At 70.6% G+C, this 15,712-nt stretch carries 15 protein-coding genes, 1 pseudogene and 1 riboswitch; of the genes and pseudogenes, 9 read left to right on the top strand and 7 right to left on the bottom strand.

Annotated elements, in window-relative coordinates:
• Window positions 1-7: 7 nt before the first annotated feature.
• The 4 genes from sdhA (at window position 8) to IF88_RS0113305 (ending at window position 4,408) form a co-directional block, all read left to right on the top strand.
• Window positions 8-1,762 (top strand): succinate dehydrogenase flavoprotein subunit, encoded by a 1,755-nt coding sequence (gene sdhA, locus IF88_RS0113320; RefSeq protein WP_030710559.1) that lies wholly within the window; start codon window positions 8-10, stop codon window positions 1,760-1,762.
• A complete protein-coding gene (locus IF88_RS0113315) occupies window positions 1,762-2,529 on the top strand; it encodes a succinate dehydrogenase iron-sulfur subunit (protein ID WP_030710558.1) in 768 nt (255 codons plus the stop codon). Before sdhA ends, IF88_RS0113315 begins: the two co-directional genes overlap by 1 nt.
• A gap of 154 nt (window positions 2,530-2,683) precedes the next feature.
• A complete protein-coding gene (locus tag IF88_RS40270; RefSeq protein ID WP_051836798.1) occupies window positions 2,684-3,814 on the top strand; it encodes a serine hydrolase domain-containing protein in 1,131 nt (376 codons plus the stop codon).
• 42 nt (window positions 3,815-3,856) lie between these two features.
• Window positions 3,857-4,408, top strand: a complete 552-nt coding sequence (locus IF88_RS0113305; RefSeq protein WP_030710553.1) for a hypothetical protein — start codon at window positions 3,857-3,859, stop codon at window positions 4,406-4,408.
• Window positions 4,409-4,453: 45 nt separating this feature from the next.
• Here the strand turns inward: IF88_RS0113305 and IF88_RS47755 are convergent.
• Window positions 4,454-5,075: pseudogene (locus tag IF88_RS47755) on the bottom strand (Crp/Fnr family transcriptional regulator); the annotation flags it as partial.
• A gap of 157 nt (window positions 5,076-5,232) precedes the next feature.
• Between IF88_RS47755 and IF88_RS0113290 the strand changes: the two are divergent.
• The 3 genes from IF88_RS0113290 to IF88_RS0113280 are packed head-to-tail and all read left to right on the top strand — an operon-like array spanning window position 5,233 to window position 6,824.
• Entirely contained in the window at window positions 5,233-5,637 is a 405-nt protein-coding gene (locus tag IF88_RS0113290; protein ID WP_030710546.1) for a hypothetical protein, read from the top strand.
• A 21-nt stretch (window positions 5,638-5,658) separates the two neighbouring features.
• On the top strand, window positions 5,659-6,066 hold the full coding sequence (locus tag IF88_RS0113285) for a thiol-disulfide oxidoreductase DCC family protein (protein ID WP_030710544.1): 408 nt from the start codon (window positions 5,659-5,661) through the stop codon (window positions 6,064-6,066).
• A gap of 11 nt (window positions 6,067-6,077) precedes the next feature.
• Entirely contained in the window at window positions 6,078-6,824 is a 747-nt protein-coding gene (locus tag IF88_RS0113280; RefSeq protein ID WP_030710542.1) for a TetR family transcriptional regulator, read from the top strand.
• Between the two features lie 182 nt (window positions 6,825-7,006).
• Here the strand turns inward: IF88_RS0113280 and IF88_RS0113275 are convergent, their stop codons facing one another.
• Together IF88_RS0113275 and IF88_RS0113270 are read right to left on the bottom strand one after the other, a co-directional pair.
• On the bottom strand, window positions 7,007-8,164 hold the full coding sequence (locus IF88_RS0113275; protein WP_030710540.1) for a metallophosphoesterase: 1,158 nt from the start codon (window positions 8,162-8,164) through the stop codon (window positions 7,007-7,009).
• Window positions 8,161-8,475: an SCO4848 family membrane protein gene (locus IF88_RS0113270; protein ID WP_030710538.1), complete on the bottom strand. Its 315-nt coding sequence runs from the start codon at window positions 8,473-8,475 to the stop codon at window positions 8,161-8,163. The genes IF88_RS0113275 and IF88_RS0113270 overlap by 4 nt, the downstream gene beginning before the upstream one ends.
• A 142-nt stretch (window positions 8,476-8,617) precedes the next feature.
• Here IF88_RS0113270 and IF88_RS0113265 point away from each other — a divergent pair, with 142 nt between their 5' ends.
• Entirely contained in the window at window positions 8,618-9,838 is a 1,221-nt protein-coding gene (locus IF88_RS0113265) for a D-alanyl-D-alanine carboxypeptidase (protein ID WP_234323513.1), read from the top strand.
• An 86-nt stretch (window positions 9,839-9,924) separates the two neighbouring features.
• Here IF88_RS0113265 and IF88_RS0113260 read toward each other — a convergent pair whose 3' ends face one another.
• The 4 genes from IF88_RS0113260 to glyA form a co-directional block, all read right to left on the bottom strand.
• A complete protein-coding gene (locus IF88_RS0113260; protein ID WP_051836796.1) occupies window positions 9,925-10,824 on the bottom strand; it encodes a YihY/virulence factor BrkB family protein in 900 nt (299 codons plus the stop codon).
• A 178-nt stretch (window positions 10,825-11,002) separates the two neighbouring features.
• Window positions 11,003-11,608 carry a 2'-5' RNA ligase family protein gene (locus tag IF88_RS0113255; RefSeq protein ID WP_030710531.1) on the bottom strand — a complete coding sequence of 202 codons (606 nt, stop codon included), beginning with the start codon at window positions 11,606-11,608 and terminating at the stop codon, window positions 11,003-11,005.
• A gap of 97 nt (window positions 11,609-11,705) precedes the next feature.
• A complete protein-coding gene (trpS, locus tag IF88_RS0113250; protein ID WP_030710529.1) occupies window positions 11,706-12,719 on the bottom strand; it encodes a tryptophan--tRNA ligase in 1,014 nt (337 codons plus the stop codon).
• 254 nt (window positions 12,720-12,973) lie between these two features.
• Window positions 12,974-14,242: a serine hydroxymethyltransferase gene (gene glyA, locus IF88_RS0113245; RefSeq protein ID WP_030710527.1), complete on the bottom strand. Its 1,269-nt coding sequence runs from the start codon at window positions 14,240-14,242 to the stop codon at window positions 12,974-12,976.
• Between the two features lie 34 nt (window positions 14,243-14,276).
• Window positions 14,277-14,367: riboswitch (ZMP/ZTP riboswitch) on the bottom strand.
• A gap of 134 nt (window positions 14,368-14,501) precedes the next feature.
• Between glyA and rocD the strand changes: the two genes are divergently transcribed.
• Window positions 14,502-15,704, top strand: coding sequence for an ornithine--oxo-acid transaminase (gene rocD, locus IF88_RS0113240; RefSeq protein WP_030710525.1), 1,203 nt, complete (start codon window positions 14,502-14,504; stop codon window positions 15,702-15,704).
• Window positions 15,705-15,712 lie beyond the last annotated feature (8 nt).

Raw genomic sequence — 15,712 nt, 5'->3', positions numbered from 1 at the left:
GAAACCAATGAAGATCCACAAGTACGACACCGTCATCGTCGGCGCAGGTGGCGCGGGCATGCGCGCCGCCATCGAGTCGACGAAGCGCAGCCGCACCGCGGTGCTGACGAAGCTCTACCCCACCCGCTCCCACACGGGCGCCGCGCAGGGCGGCATGGCCGCCGCGCTGGCCAACGTGGAAGAGGACAACTGGGAGTGGCACACCTTCGACACGGTCAAGGGCGGTGACTACCTGGTCGACCAGGACGCCGCCGAGATCCTGGCGAAGGAGGCCATCGACGCGGTCCTCGACCTGGAGAAGATGGGCCTGCCGTTCAACCGCACCCCGGACGGCACCATCGACCAGCGCCGCTTCGGCGGCCACTCGCGCAACCACGGCGAGGCCCCGGTCCGCCGGTCCTGCTACGCCGCGGACCGCACCGGTCACATGATCCTCCAGACGCTGTACCAGAACTGCGTCAAGGAGGGCGTGGAGTTCTTCAACGAGTTCTACGTCCTGGACCAGCTCCTGGTCGAGGAGGACGGCGTCAAGAAGTCGGCCGGTGTGGTCGCGTACGAGCTCGCCACCGGCGAGATCCACGTGTTCCAGGCCAAGGCCGTCATCTACGCCTCCGGCGGCACCGGCAAGTTCTTCAAGGTGACCTCCAACGCGCACACCCTCACGGGTGACGGCCAGGCGGCCTGCTACCGCCGCGGCCTGCCGCTGGAGGACATGGAGTTCTTCCAGTTCCACCCGACGGGCATCTGGCGCATGGGCATCCTGCTGACGGAGGGCGCTCGCGGTGAGGGCGGCATCCTCCGCAACAAGGACGGCGAGCGCTTCATGGAGAAGTACGCGCCGGTCATGAAGGACCTCGCGTCCCGTGACGTCGTCTCGCGCTCCATCTACACCGAGATCCGTGAGGGCCGCGGCTGCGGTCCGGCCGGTGACCACGTGTACCTGGACCTGACGCACCTCCCGCCGGAGCAGCTCGACGCGAAGCTCCCGGACATCACCGAGTTCGCGCGCACCTACCTGGGCATCGAGCCGTACACGGACCCGATCCCGATCCAGCCCACCGCGCACTACGCCATGGGCGGCATCCCGACCAACGTCGAGGGTGAGGTCCTGGCGGACAACACCACCGTCGTCCCGGGCCTGTACGCGGCCGGCGAGGTCGCGTGCGTGTCGGTGCACGGCGCGAACCGCCTGGGCACCAACTCGCTGCTGGACATCAACGTCTTCGGCAAGCGCTCCGGCATCGCCGCGGCCAGGTACTCGCAGGAGAACGACTACGTCGAGCTCCCGGAGAACCCGGCGCAGCAGGTCGTCGACCTCGTCGAGCGCCTGCGCAACTCCACGGGCAACGAGCGGGTCGCCGACCTGCGTCTGGAGCTCCAGGAGACGATGGACGCGTGCGTGATGGTGTTCCGTACGGAGCAGACCATCAAGACCGCGGTCGAGAAGATCGCGGAGCTGCGCGAGCGCTACAAGAACGTGTCCGTCCAGGACAAGGGCAAGCGCTTCAACACGGACCTGCTGGAGGCCATCGAGCTGGGCAACCTGCTCGACCTGGCCGAGGTCATGGCCGTGTCCGCGCTGGCGCGCAAGGAATCCCGCGGCGGTCACTACCGCGAGGACTACCCGAACCGCGACGACGTCAACTTCATGCGCCACACCATGGCGTACCGCGAGGTCGGCGACGACGGCAAGGACTCCGTCCGGCTGGACTACAAGCCCGTCGTCGTCACCCGCTACCAGCCGATGGAGCGTAAGTACTGATGGCCACCCCGACCCTGTCCAAGACGGACGAGATGGAGGCGGCGGCCGCCGCCTCGCCCTTCATCACGGTCACCTTCCGGATCCGCCGCTTCAACCCGGAGATCTCGGAGGAGTCGACCTGGCAGGACTTCCAGGTCGAGATCGACCCGAAGGAGCGCGTGCTCGACGGTCTCCACAAGATCAAGTGGGACCTCGACGGCACGCTGACCTTCCGCCGCTCGTGCGCGCACGGCATCTGCGGCTCCGACGCGATGCGGATCAACGGCAAGAACAGGCTCGCCTGCAAGACGCTGATCAAGGACATCAACCCGGAGAAGCCGATCACCGTCGAGGCCATCAAGGGCCTCACGGTGATGAAGGACCTCGTCGTCGACATGGAGCCCTTCTTCCAGGCGTACCGCGACGTCATGCCGTTCCTGGTCACCAAGGGCAACGAGCCGACGCGCGAGCGCCTGCAGTCCGCCGAGGACCGCGAGCGCTTCGACGACACCACCAAGTGCATCCTGTGCGCCGCGTGCACGTCCTCGTGCCCGGTGTTCTGGAACGACGGCCAGTACTTCGGCCCGGCGGCGATCGTCAACGCGCACCGCTTCATCTTCGACTCGCGTGACGAGGCCGGCGAGCAGCGGCTGGAGATCCTGAACGACAAGGACGGCGTGTGGCGCTGCCGCACGACCTTCAACTGCACCGACGCGTGCCCCCGTGGCATCGAGGTCACGAAGGCGATCCAGGAAGTCAAGCGTGCCCTGATCACGCGCCGCTTCTAGCCTTCTTGACGCGCCTCGACTGAGGCCGGCACCCGCCGTGAGGCCCGTACCCCTTCTCGGGGTACGGGCCTCACGTCTGCTCGGGGGCTCGTCAGGGTCGAGTGGGGGACGTCCCCCATGGCTGGCCGATCATGCTCACGGCAGGCTTACGGCCATGACGACGAACTCCGCGAAGTCCGCTTTCCGCAAGGCCCGTTGGATCACCCTGGTAGCCGCCGGCGCGGCCGTGGCATCGCTCGCGATCAGCGCCCTGCCGGCCTCGGCCCAGTCGCACCCGGCCCCCGCGTCGGGCACCGGCACGGGCACGGTTTTCGGCCACCGCCCGTCGGTCGACGAGGAGGCCCTGGCCAAGGCGATGGCCCCCGGCGGTGTCGCGGCGGGCACGATGGTGCGGGTGTCCGGGCCGGGCGTGCGCTGGACGAAGGCGACAGGTCCGCTCTCCCAGGACCCCGCCGCCTCCTTCCGGATCGGCAGCATGACCAAGGTGTTCACCTCCACCGTGGTGCTCCAGCTGGTCGCGGAGGGCCGGTTCACCCTGGACACCCCGATCCGCGAGGTCCTCCCCGACACCGTCCCCGCGCACTGGAAGCCGATCACCATCGGCCAGCTGCTCAGCCACACCAGCGGCCTGGGCATGCCCTGCGGGACGCTCCAGGACGGGATGGGCCTGACCCCGGACCGGGTCGTGGCCGCCTGGACCCGGGAGGGCTGCCCCGCACCCGAATACCCCGTCACCAGGCAGCAGTACAACGGCGGCAACTACTTCATCCTCGGCCTGGCCATCGAGAAGGTCACCGGCCGCTCGTACGCCGAGGAGGTCCAGCGGCGCATCGCGCGCCCGCTCGGCCTGCGCCACACGTACGTCCCGCAGGCGGGGGACGCCTCCATGCCCACCCCCTCCCTCGCCGCACCGACCCCGAAGGAGCCGTGGGCCTGGGCGGAAGGGGGGATGATCTCCAACGCCCCCGACATGGAACGCTTCATGAAGGCCCTGCTCGGCGGCCGCCTGCTGCCCCCGGCCCAACAGCGACAGCTCTTCGTCAAGCCCGAACTGTCCAAGGCCGCCAAGGAACAGCCGTACAGCCAGGGCGGGTTGACGTTCCACACCCTCTCGGACGGGACCGAGATCTGGGGGAAGACGGGCAGCATGGCCCAGTACTCCAACGGCGTCTTCGGCACGCGGCACGGCGCACGGATCGCCACCTGGTCCTTCCTCCCCACCCCCGAGGCGGCCAAGGAGGACGTCATCGACCGGGTGACCAAGATCCTCGAAGCGGCACTCTGAGCGGCGTACGGGGAGGGGGGTCGTTGTGGAAGGATCGGCCATATGAGCGAGCAGCAGCCGAATCCGTACGCGAACGACCCCAGCGGCCAGGGCGGCCAGCCCGGTACTCCCGGCCAGGGCGACTACAAGTGGGGCCCGGGCGAGGCCAGTTACGGCTACCCGCAGCCCTATCCGGCGCCCCCGGCCTACCAGCCGACCATCGGCGGCGCGGGCCTGCCGGCCCCCGGCTACCCCGCCGCCGCCCCGGCCGGCGGCGCCGGCCTGTCCCTCGGTGACATCACCATCGCCGGGGACCAGATCATCACCCCGTCGGGTCCGATGCCGCTCAAGGGCGCGATGTGGAACGCGACCGACTTCTCGCGCACCGAGGAGAAGATCCCGGCGCACGCGGTCGTGCTCGCGATCGTCTTCTTCATCTTCTGCCTGCTCGGCCTGCTCTTCCTCCTGATGAAGGAGAAGACCACCACCGGCTACATCCAGGTCACGGTGACCAGCGGCGGCCGCCACCACTCCACGATGATTCCGGCGACGAACGCGGGCTCCTACCAGTGGGTGATGTCCCAGGTGAACTACGCCCGCTCGCTGAGCTTCTGACGGGACGGAGCGGGCCGGGGCCCCGGCCGGCGGGCTCCCCCGCCCTCACGCGCGCGGACGGACCTCGACGTTCTCCAGGGACGCCGACGGCGTCCGGGACCAGGACGGCCGCCGAGTAGTAGGCGGTGACGAGCCACGAGATGACCGCCCGCTCGTCGATGCCCATGACGGACGCTGAGCCCCGGCTCGCACTCGTCCGGCAGGCCGGTCTGGCAGAGGGCGATCACGCCGTCGTTGTCCTCGCCCGTGCGCACCGCGATGATCGAGGAAGTGTGCTGCCCGGTGAGCGGGATCTTCCCGCGGGGCAGGATCGGCACCCCCCGCCAGGCGGGGATGTGGTGGCCGTCGACCTCGACAGTGCCGAGGCCGATGCCGCACTTGTTGCACTCGTTGCCGAAGGCGGCGATGTGGAGCAGCACGAACTCCGGGTTGTTGACGAGCTCGTCCTCCTGCCGCTCCCGCAGCTCCTGGAAGGTGAGGCGCAGCTGCTGGTGCGGGTCTGGTTCATCGGCTGGTCGTAGAGGTCGGCGACGCGGGAGTGCACCCTCAGCACGGCCTGGGCCACGCTCAGCTCGTGGTGGCCAGCGCTCAGTTCGACGGCCTTCTCGCCGGCCCGGTCGGTCCCGAAGCCGTTGCGGCCGCCGTTCAGGCCCGCGACGTGCGCGCGCCGGGGGGCGTACTGACCTTGGAGCCGTTCTTGACGAAGGTGACGCGGGCGTCGCCGAGCGTGCAGGAGAGCCTCCGACCGTTCGCTTGAACTTGTTCAAAAAAGGCCCTACAGTCAACGACGTAAGCATTTGAACGCGTTCAAGGGGGCTGGGTCCATGGACCTCACCGTGGTCACGTACGTCATCTACCTGCTGGTCAGCATCGGTCTCACCGTCTGGGTGGCCCGCACGCTCAGCCGCAACGGCCGGGTCTTCATCGGCGACGTCCTCCAGGGGAACGAGAAGCTCGCGGACGCCGTCAACCAACTCCTCGTGGTCGGCTTCTACCTGGTGAACATCGGCTTCGTGACGCTCTACCTGAGGTCGAACGAGGAGATCGACACCGCCCGCGGCCTCTTCGAGGCCCTCTCGGTCAAGCTCGGCGTCGTCCTGCTGGTCCTCGGGGTCATGCACCTCGGGAACGTGTGGGTGCTGAACAAGATGCGCCGCCGGGGCGTCATGGAGCGCCAGCAGACCCCGCCCGTCGCCCCGCAGGGGTGGACCGTGCCGACCGGGGCCTGAGCCGTGGCCCCGACGGGAGCGGTGCGGAAACTGACCGTCCTGTACGACGCGAACTGCCCGCTCTGCGTCCACATCCGGCACTGGCTGCTCGCGCAGCGCTGGCTGGTCCCGCTCGCCCTGGTCCCCGCGGCCTCATGGGAGGCGCACCGCCGGTACCCGCGGCTCGACCACGCGTCGACGCTGAAGGAGATCACCGTGATCGGCGATTCGGGGCAGGTGTGGACCGGGACCGACGCCTTCATCGTGTGCCTGTGGGCGCTGGCGGAACACCGGCCGAAGGCCAACTGGCTGGCCACCGCGGCCGGCCGGCCCTTCGCCCGGGCGGCCATGTACACCGCCTCCGCCTGGCGGCAGGCGGTACGGACCGAAGGAGCGCCCGAAGGTGTGGAGGGACCGGCCTGTGACGACCACTGCTCCGTCCCCCGATAGGCTCATCCACCGTGACTGATCAGAAGGCTCCCAAGAGCGAGCAGACCCGCACGCTCATCCTCGAAACCGCGCTCCGTCTCTTCCAGGAGCGCGGCTTCGACAAGACGACGATGCGGGGTATCGCGAAGGAGGCCGGTGTCTCGGTCGGCAACGCCTACTACTACTTCGAATCGAAGGAACACCTGGTCCAGGGGTTCTACGACCGGATCGGCGCGGCACACCAGGCAGCGGTCCGGCCCATCCTGGACAACGAGACCGATCTCCAGAAGCGGCTCGCGGGCGTACTGACCAGCTGGATGGACATCGCGGCCCCGTACCACGAGTTCGCCTCGCAGTTCTTCAAGAACGCGGCCGACCCCGAGAGTCCGCTGAGCCCGTTCTCGCCGGAATCCGAGACGGCGCGGCAGGCGGCGATCGACATCCACCGCGAGGTGCTGGCGGGCGCGAAGACCAAGGTGCCGGCCGAGCTGGCCGACGTACTGCCCGAGCTCATGTGGCTCTCGCAGATGGGCCTGGTCCTGTACTGGGTCTTCGACCGCTCCCCGAACAGCGAGAAGACGCGGCGGCTCGCCGAGCGCGGCGCGCAGCTGACGACGCGGGGCATCGTCCTGGCCCGGTTCCGGGTGCTGCGGCCGCTGGTGCGGGAAGTGCACGAACTCTTCGCGGACTTCCTGCCGGGCATGGCGCAGACGGCCACGGCCGGGGCCCGGCGCAAGGCGTCGGACCCGGACCCGGACCCGAAGCCGGACCCCGCGTAGGCCCGGGACGCCGTGCTCAGAGCCAGTCGAGTTCCCACAGGCGCCAGACCCCGGTGCCGGCAGAGAGGCACTGGGCACCAGCGACTGCCTCGCAGGCCCTCGTTTTTTCAAGTAGTCCTTCTTCTGCCGGAATCCAGCTTCGGGAACGCCGATTTGCCGCGGGTCATTGCCGGTTCGGGCGGTCAGGCCTGATATGAGGCGAGTTCCACGACCGTGATGTCGGACGGCGCGCCCACCCGGACCGGGGGTCCCCAGGCGCCGGCCCCGCGGGACACGTAGAGCTGGGTGTCCCCGTAGCGCTCCAGCCCGGCGACGGTGGGGTTGGCGAGCTCGGCGAGGTAGTTGCCGGGCCAGAGCTGGCCGCCGTGGGTGTGGCCGGAGAGCTGGAGGTCGACGCCGTGGCGGACGGCGTCGTGGATGACCACGGGCTGGTGGGCGAGGAGTACGGCCGCCCGCGACCGGTCCCGGTCACCGAGGGCCGCCTGGAAGTCGGGGCCCTTCCCCTCCGTCTCCCCCTGGATGTCGTTGACGCCGGCGAGGTCGAAGTGGGGCAGGGCGCGGCGGGCGTTCTCCAGCGGGGTCAGCCCGAGTTCGCGGACGTGGTCGATCCACTGCTGCGCCCCGGAGAAGTACTCGTGGTTCCCGGTCACGAAGTACGAGCCGTGGCGGGCGCTGAGCCGGCGCAGCGGCTCAGCGGCGGGCCCGAGGTCGGGGACGCTGCCGTCGACGAGGTCGCCGACGATCGCGATGAGGTCGGGCTGGGTGCGGTTGACGGTGTCGACGATGCGCTGGGTGTGGGCGCGGCCGAGCACCGGACCGAGGTGGACGTCGCTGACGACGGCGATGCGGAATCCGTGGGCCGCGCGCGGCAGTTTGGCGAGGGGGACCTGCACCCGCCGCACGCTCGGCCCGCGCAGCACACCGTAGGTCCCGGTGGCGACGGTGCCGACGGCCACGGCGGCGGCCCGGGGAACGGTCTGCGGCGCGGGAGGTCCGGCGACCGCCCCGGAGGGGACCCGGTGGGCCAGACGGCGGAGCAACAGCGCGCGGATCGGCTCCGCGACCAGCATCGTCAGGGTCAGGTACAGGAGCACCGCGAGCCAGAGGTACCCCGGCCAGGCCACCGTCTGCTGCAGCCAGAAGGGGGCTCCGGCACGACCCGTGGTCAGGGCGGCCACAGAGAGGAGGGGCAGGGCGATGGTCAGAGCCGTGCCGATGCGGCGGGTGCGGGCGCCGGGCGCCGTGGTGTCGCGGACCAGCCGGATCCACAGCCAGCGGTGCACCAGCACCAGCAGGGCGCAGACCGCGAGCGCGACGAGCGCGAAGACGAGGATCGTCACGCCGGATCACCCGTGCCGGCGGCCGTGCCCGCGCCGGTGCCCGCGCCCGTGCCCGCGCCCGTGCCCGTGCGTGATTCACGCCGCAGGGCCCGGACCCCGCGCAACCCGATCACACCGACCGCCGTCCCCAGGAGAAAGGACGTCACCGCGAGCGTCAGGTGCACCCAGAAGTAGGAAGTGGGATCGCCCGCCGCATCGAAGGCCTGGCCACTGCCGTTCCTCCACAGGTTCCGGACGAAAGACACCCAGATGAACCAGCTCCACACTCCGAAGGCGAGCAGGAACCAGGAGGCGGCACGGCTGAGTTTCATGCCCTCAGTATCGGATTCGTCCCCAGGACGGACGCGCCGGGGTGGGCTGTCCCGGGGGTGGTTGCACCGAAATGGCCGGTCCGCGACGCCGGGCAGCTCATCGGGAGGTACTTTCACCTGCGTGTCTGCCAAGACGACCGCGCTGACGGTCCTTTCCGCCGCGTTGCTGGTGCCCTCCCTTCTGGTGGCCCCCGCCCACGCCGCGCCGACCCCGCCGGCCGACGGGAAGGGCGGCCCCGCCAAGGCACCGCAGGCGCCCGCGCCGCCCGCGTCGATGTCCACGGTCGGCGGATCCCTGCTCGGCCAGCCGGGGACCCAGGTGAACCTGCTGCCCGGTGCTCCCGCCCTGCCGACGAACCTCACCGGGCGGTCCTGGATCGTGGCGGACGCCGAGTCGGGCGAGGTCCTGGCGGCGTACAACGCCCACTGGCGGCTTCCCCCGGCCTCCACCATGAAGATGCTCTTCGCGGACACCGTGCTGCCGAGCCTGCCCAAGGAACAGGTCCACAAGGTCACCGAGCAGGACATGGAGGGCGTGGGCCAGGGCAGCAGCCTGGTCGGCGTCAAGGAGGACCTCGAGTACTCGGTCCACGACCTGTGGCTCGGGGTGTTCCTGCGGTCGGGGAACGACGCCGTGCACGTGCTTTCGGCCATGAACGGCGGCATCGACAAGACGGTCAAGGACATGCAGGCGCACGCCGAGGAGCTCCAGGCACTGGACACCCATGTCGTGTCCCCCGACGGGTACGACGCCCCCGACCAGGTGTCGAGCGCGTACGACCTGACGCTCATCGCCCGCTCCGGCCTGCAGAAGCAGGACTTCCGCGAGTACTGCGGAACGGCCGAGGCGAAGTTCCCCGGCCGCCAGGAGCCCGGGAAGCCGCGTGAGTTCTTCGAGATCCAGAACACCAACCGGCTGATGACGGGCGCGGGCGGGCTCTCCCCCTACAAGGGCATCGCCGGGGTGAAGAACGGCAACACCACCATGGCCGGCGCCACCTTCACCGGCGCCGCCCAGCAGGGCTCCAGGAAGCTGCTGGTCACGGTGATGAACCCGGGCGCGGGCGGTGCGAACTCGGTCTACGAGGAGACCGCGGCGCTGCTCGACTGGGGTTTCGCGGCCGCCGGGAAGGTCAGGCCGGTGGGTGAGCTGGTGCCGCCGAAGAGCGCGGACACCTCCTCCCACGGATCCCCGGCCCAGTCGCACGAGAACAACCCGTCGGCGGCCGGGAAGGGCTCGGGCAGCGTGGGCGCCGCGCTGGGCATCGCGGGCGGCGTGCTGGCCGTACTGGCGGGCGGCGCCTTCGTGGTAAACCGCCGCTGGCCCCGCGGCCGCCGCGGGCGGGGCGAGGACCTGGTGTGACCGCGGTCCGGGCCGGCCCCGCGAGGGGCCCGGCCCGGACCCCTCGGTCAGAACGGCCCGACGCCCGCCGGAGCCGGGCCCGGGATTCACCCGGACGAGTCTGCGTCGGCCCTCACCTGGGGATTCTGGTTTTCGTCCGCGTCTCGGGTGGCCGTCCAGGACGCGACGTACAGCAGCAGCTTCGCCGTGAAGTTGATCCAGAGCAGCAGGGCGATCGGCACGCCGAAGGCCCCGTACATGCTCTTCGCGGCGACCTCCCGCATGTAGCCGCTGAGCAGCAGCTTCAGCAGCTCGAAGCCCGCCGCGCCGATGAGCGCCGCCTCGATCAGGCGGCGGCGCGGCGGTTCCACCCCGGGGAGCAGCGTCAGGAGGTAGAGCAGCAGCAGGAAGGCGGCCACGACGCCGACGAGGAAGGCGGCCGCGCGCAGCCCCACGCCGCCCGCGCCCTCCTCCGGGATGCCCAGCCAGTCGGCGGACTTCCCGACCGCCGAGGCGCCGAAGATCGAGGCGGCGGCCGAGGCCAGGCCCACCCCGCCGAGGCCGAGGAGGACGAGCCCGTCCTTGCCCTTGCGGACGATGGGGTTCCCGTCGTCCTCGTCGTCCCTGTCCCACACGGCGCGCAGGCAGTCGCGCATCGCGCCCACCCATCCGATGCCGGTGAAGAGCAGGAGGGCGCCGGCGACGAGTCCGACGGTGCCCGCGTTCGCGACGAGCCCCCCGATGTTCAGCTGGTCGGAGATCCCCGGGACCTGCTCGGTGAGGCTCTTCTCCAGCTGGTCCAGCTGCTTGTCGCTGAGCAGCGCCGCGCCCACCGCGGCGGCCACGGTGATCAGCGGGAAGAGCGCGAGGAAACTGATGAAGGTGATGGCGGCGGCGAGCCGCGTCCAGTGCACGCGGTCGAGGCGCTCGTACGAGCGCCACGCGTGGGTCCGCATGAGACGGGCCACGAGCGGCCCGATCACCGGGAGTTTCCGCAACCAGTCCATGGGGTCACCGTAAATGAGCCGACCTCAATAGCCGGGATTGTCCGTTTTGGGTACTACGGTCGTCGACTGTGACTTTTTCCGAAGCGCGCCCTGACGGCCGCCCGTTCCACACGCTGGTCCTGCGAAGGCTGAGATTCCGCGCCCGGCGCACCGCCCGGCTGACCCTGCGCCCGCTCCGTCAGGAGGGCAGAGCGGTGGCCCCGGTGGCTCCCGCCGCCTCGCCCGCGGGGCAGCCCGGCTGCGGCGGTACGCCGTTCGCACCGCTCCCGAAGGGGTACTCGCGCAGCTTGCGCCAGACCCCGTCCGAGCCCTGCTCGTAGAGCGCGAAGCCCTCGCACAGCCACTCGGCGGCGTACTCGGAGAGGGCCGTGAACGCCAGGTCCATCGCCTCCTCGGAGATCCCGTGGGCGACGGTGACGTGGGGGTGGTACGGGAAGGCCAGCTCACGGTTGAGCGGCCCGTGGGGGTCGCGGACCTCGCCCTGGAGGCGGGTGCAGCCCGCGGCGCCCTCGACGACCTTGACGAAGACGACCGGCGAGAGGGGGCGGAAGGTTCCCGTCCCGCCCAGCCGCATCCGGAAGGTGCAGGAGGCGGCCGCGACCTCGGCGAGGTGGGCCCGGATCGCCGGGAGCCGGTCCGCCTCCACCTCGGTCGGCGGCACGAGGGTGACGTGCGTGGGGATGCCGTGCGCGGCGGCGTCCCCGAAGCCGGCGCGCCGCTGCTGGAGCTGGCTGCCGTACGGCTCCGGGACCGCGATCGAAACGCCGAGCGTTACGGTCCCCACGTATCTCTCCTCCGGTTGTCGCTGTGGACTGCTGCCGCCCCAGTGTGGCGGCAGCACCCCCGTTCTTGCCAGGGCCCTCTGTCCGTAGTTGCGTTCGTCAGTGCTTGGCGGGCACCAGACCGAGGCGGTCGTACGCCTGCGCGAGGGTCTCGGCGGCGACCGCACGGGCCTTCTCCGCGCCCTTGGCCAGGATGGAATCCAGCGTCTCCGGGTCGTCCAGGTACTCCTGGGTGCGCTGCTTGAACGGTGTGACGAAATCGACCATCACACCGGCCAGGTCGGTCTTCAGCGCGCCGTAGCCCTTGCCCTCGTACTTCGCCTCCAGCTCGGCGATCGTCTCGCCCGTGAGGGTGGCGTAGATCGTGAGCAGGTTGCTGACGCCGGGCTTCTTCTCCGTGTCGAAGCGGATCTCGGCCTCGGTGTCGGTGACCGCGCTCTTGATCTTCTTCTCGGTGACCTTGGGCTCGTCGAGGAGGTTGATCAGGCCCTTGGGGGACGACGCGGACTTCGACATCTTGATCGCCGGGTCCTGGAGGTCGTAGATCTTCGCGACCTCCTTGACGATGTGCGCGGCGGGCAGGGTGAAGGTCTGGCCGTAGCGCTGGTTGAAGCGCTCGGCGAGGTCGCGGGTCAGCTCGATGTGCTGGCGCTGGTCCTCGCCGACGGGGACGGCGTTCGCCTGGTACAGCAGGATGTCGGCGACCTGCAGGATCGGGTACGTGAACAGGCCGACGCTGGCGCTGTTGACGCCGCCCTTCGCGGACTTGTCCTTGAACTGGGTCATCCGGCTGGCCTCGCCGAAGCCGGTGATGCAGTTCATGACCCAGCCGAGCTGGGCGTGCTCGGGCACGTGGCTCTGGATGAAGAGCGTGCAGCGCTCGGGGTCCAGACCGGCGGCGAGCAGCTGCGCGGCGGAGAGGCGGGTGTTCGCGCGGAGGTCCTTCGGATCCTGCGGCATGGTGATCGCGTGCAGGTCGACGACCATGTAGAACGCGTCGTGCGTCTCCTGGAGGGCGACGTACTGGCGAATGGCTCCGAGGTAGTTCCCGAGGTGGAACGAACCGGAGGTGGGCTGGATGCCGGAGAGCGCGCGAGGACGATCAGAAGCCATGGCCCCATTCTCTCAGGTGCGGGGGCGGGCTCGGGCCCGCCACTGGCCGGATCCTTCCGGGTCGCGCCGCGGGTGCCGGTGCGCTGCGGGGGTACCGGGCGGTAGCGGCCCGTCCGGATCCAGCCCCGGCCGAGCGACCGCTTTCCGTTCCGGGACGGGCCAGGCCGACACCGCTGCGCGGGGCTCCGCCAATCCAGCCCCGCCGGCGTTCGAGGCGCGGGGACCGGGGCGGAGCCCCACAACGGCGGCACAGGTCAGGACAGCGGGAGGCCAGGGGCCGGGAAGGCGGCCATGAGGTCGGCGACCTCGGCGCGGACCGCGGCCAAGGCCGGCTCGTCACCCTTCGCGGCGGCGTCGACCGCGCGCGAGATCCAGTCCGCCACCAGCGGCATGTGCTCCGCGGACAGCCCGCGGGACGTCAGCGACGGCGTACCGATCCGCACCCCCGAGGGATCGAACGGCTTGCGCGGGTCGAACGGGACCGTGTTGTAGTTCACCACGATCCCCGCCCGGTCCAGGGCCTTCGCCGCGACCTTGCCCGGCACGTCCTTGCCCGTCAGGTCGATCAGGATCAGGTGGTTGTCGGTGCCGCCCGAGACCAGGTCGAAGCCCCGCTCCAGCAGCGCCGCCGCCAGCGCCTTCGCGTTGGCGACGACCGCGTGCGCGTACGCGGTGAAGGACGGCTGGGCGGCCTCGTGCAGGGCCACCGCGATGCCGGCCGTCGTCTGGTTGTGCGGGCCGCCCTGGAGGCCCGGGAAGACCGCCTTGTCGATGGCCTTCGCGTGCTCCTCGCGGCACATCAGCATCGCGCCCCGGGGACCGCGCAGGGTCTTGTGCGTCGTGGTGGAGATGACGTCCACGTGACCCGCCGGGGACGGGTGCGCGCCACCCGCGATCAGGCCCGCGATGTGGGCCACGTCAGCGACCAGGACCGAGCCCGCCTCCTCGGCGATGGACGCGAAGGCCGCGAAGTCGATGGTGCGCGGCAGGGCGGTGCCGCCGCAGAAGATCAGCTTGGGCCGCTCGGCGAGCGCCAGGTCGCGCACGGCGTCGTAGTCGATGAGCCCGGTGTCGGCCTGGACGCCGTACTGCACGCCCCGGAACCACGAGCCGGTCGCCGAGACGCCCCAGCCGTGCGTCAGGTGGCCGCCCATCGGCAGGGCCATGCCCATCACGGTGTCGCCCGGCTTCGCGAAGGCCAGGTACACGGCCAGGTTGGCCGGCGAGCCGGAGTACGGCTGTACGTTCGCGTGGTCCACGCCGAACAGGCCCTTCGCCCGCTCGACCGCCAGGGCCTCGACGCGGTCGATGTTCTGCTGGCCCTCGTAGTAGCGGCGGCCGGGGTAGCCCTCGCTGTACTTGTTCTGCAGCACGGTGCCGGAGGCCTCCAGGACGGCCGCGGACACGTAGTTCTCACTGGGGATCAGGCGCAGGGTCTGCGCCTGGAGGACTTCCTCCGCCGCGACGAACGACGCCAGTTCGGGGTCGGTCGCGGAAAGGGCGGGATGGCGGCTCGCGGACATGGCGGGCTCCTCCGGGGTCGATGTGATCGGTACCCCGCGAGGCCCAGGCGAGCGGCCCTGAATGCGGTCGAACGCGCACGGCTCCCCCGGAGTTCGTTCTCCGTGCGCCAGTCGCCGTGCGTACCGCCCACCTTAGCCGCCGCGCGACGCGGAAGGTTTCTGCATCCGGCATCGGAGCGACGATAGGAAGACGACGATAAGAAGGGTGACGCCACCCTCGTCACCACCGCACCGGGCAAGACGGACGATCGGAGACCCCGTGTCGACAACTGCTGATGTCATCCGCTCCGCCGACGCGCACAGCGCGCACACCTACCATCCGCTGCCCGTCGTCGTCGCGTCCGCGGACGGTGCGTGGATGACCGACGTGGAGGGCCGCAGATACCTCGACATGCTCGCCGGGTACTCCGCCCTCAACTTCGGACACGGCAACCGGCGTCTGATCGATGCCGCCCGGGCCCAGCTGGAGCGGGTCACGCTCACCTCGCGCGCCTTCCACCACGACCGGTTCGCCGACTTCTGTACCGAGCTCGCCGCGCTGTGCGGCAAGGAGATGGTGCTGCCGATGAACACGGGAGCGGAGGCCGTGGAGACGGCGGTGAAGACCGCCCGCAAGTGGGGCTACGAGGTCAAGGGCGTCCCGGACGGACACGCCAAGATCGTGGTCGCCGCCGACAACTTCCACGGCCGGACCACGACCGTCGTCTCCTTCTCGACGGACCACGACGCCCGCGACCACTTCGGTCCGTACACACCCGGCTTCGAGATCGTCCCGTACGGGGACCTCACCGCGCTGTCCCGCGCCGTCACCGAGAACACCGTGGCCGTGCTGCTGGAGCCGATCCAGGGCGAGGCGGGGGTGCTGGTGCCGCCGGCCGGATACCTGAGCGGCGTACGGGAGCTGACCCGCGAGCGGAACGTCCTCTTCATGGCGGACGAGATCCAGTCGGGGCTGGGGCGGACCGGCAGGACCTTCGCCTGCGAGCACGAGGGGGTCGTCCCCGACGTCTACATCCTCGGCAAGGCGCTCGGCGGCGGTGTGGTGCCGGTGTCGGCCGTCGTCGCCGACCGGGACGTGCTCGGGGTGTTCCGGCCCGGGCAGCACGGGTCCACCTTCGGCGGGAACCCGCTCGCGTGCGCCGTCGCCCTGGAGGTGATCGCGATGCTGCGGACCGGCGAGTTCCAGCAGCGCGCCACCGAGCTGGGCGACCACCTGCACCACGAGCTGGGCCTGCTGGTCGGCGGGGGCGCCGTGACCGCCGTACGGGGCCGCGGGCTGTGGGCGGGCGTGGACATCGCCCCGGGCCACGGGACCGGCCGGGAGGTCTCCGAGAAGCTGATGGAGCGGGGGGTGCTGGTGAAGGACACCCACGGATCGACGATCCGGCTCGCCCCGCCGCTGGTGATCAGCAAGGAGGACCTGGACTGGGGGCTGGACCAGCTCCGGGCGGTCCTGGCCTGAGCCCCCGG

The sequence above is a fragment of the Streptomyces sp. NRRL F-2580 genome, assembly GCF_000720115.1.
Lineage (GTDB): Bacteria > Actinomycetota > Actinomycetes > Streptomycetales > Streptomycetaceae > Streptomyces.
Note: the sequence above shows the minus strand (reverse complement) of the source record. Positions and strands in the feature narration are given on the sequence as shown.

Bases quoted from the DNA above. Each gene is read 5' to 3' on its own strand.
- sdhA (WP_030710559.1), top strand. From the start codon at position 8: ATGAAGATCCACAAGTACGACACCGTCATCGTCGGCGCAGGTGGCGCG.
- IF88_RS0113315 (WP_030710558.1), top strand. From the start codon at position 1,762: ATGGCCACCCCGACCCTGTCCAAGACGGACGAGATGGAGGCGGCGGCC.
- IF88_RS40270 (WP_051836798.1), top strand. From the start codon at position 2,684: ATGACGACGAACTCCGCGAAGTCCGCTTTCCGCAAGGCCCGTTGGATC.
- IF88_RS0113305 (WP_030710553.1), top strand. From the start codon at position 3,857: ATGAGCGAGCAGCAGCCGAATCCGTACGCGAACGACCCCAGCGGCCAG.
- IF88_RS0113290 (WP_030710546.1), top strand. From the start codon at position 5,233: ATGGACCTCACCGTGGTCACGTACGTCATCTACCTGCTGGTCAGCATC.
- IF88_RS0113270 (WP_030710538.1), bottom strand. From the start codon at position 8,475: ATGAAACTCAGCCGTGCCGCCTCCTGGTTCCTGCTCGCCTTCGGAGTG.
- IF88_RS0113260 (WP_051836796.1), bottom strand. From the start codon at position 10,824: ATGGACTGGTTGCGGAAACTCCCGGTGATCGGGCCGCTCGTGGCCCGT.
- trpS (WP_030710529.1), bottom strand. From the start codon at position 12,719: ATGGCTTCTGATCGTCCTCGCGCGCTCTCCGGCATCCAGCCCACCTCC.
- glyA (WP_030710527.1), bottom strand. From the start codon at position 14,242: ATGTCCGCGAGCCGCCATCCCGCCCTTTCCGCGACCGACCCCGAACTG.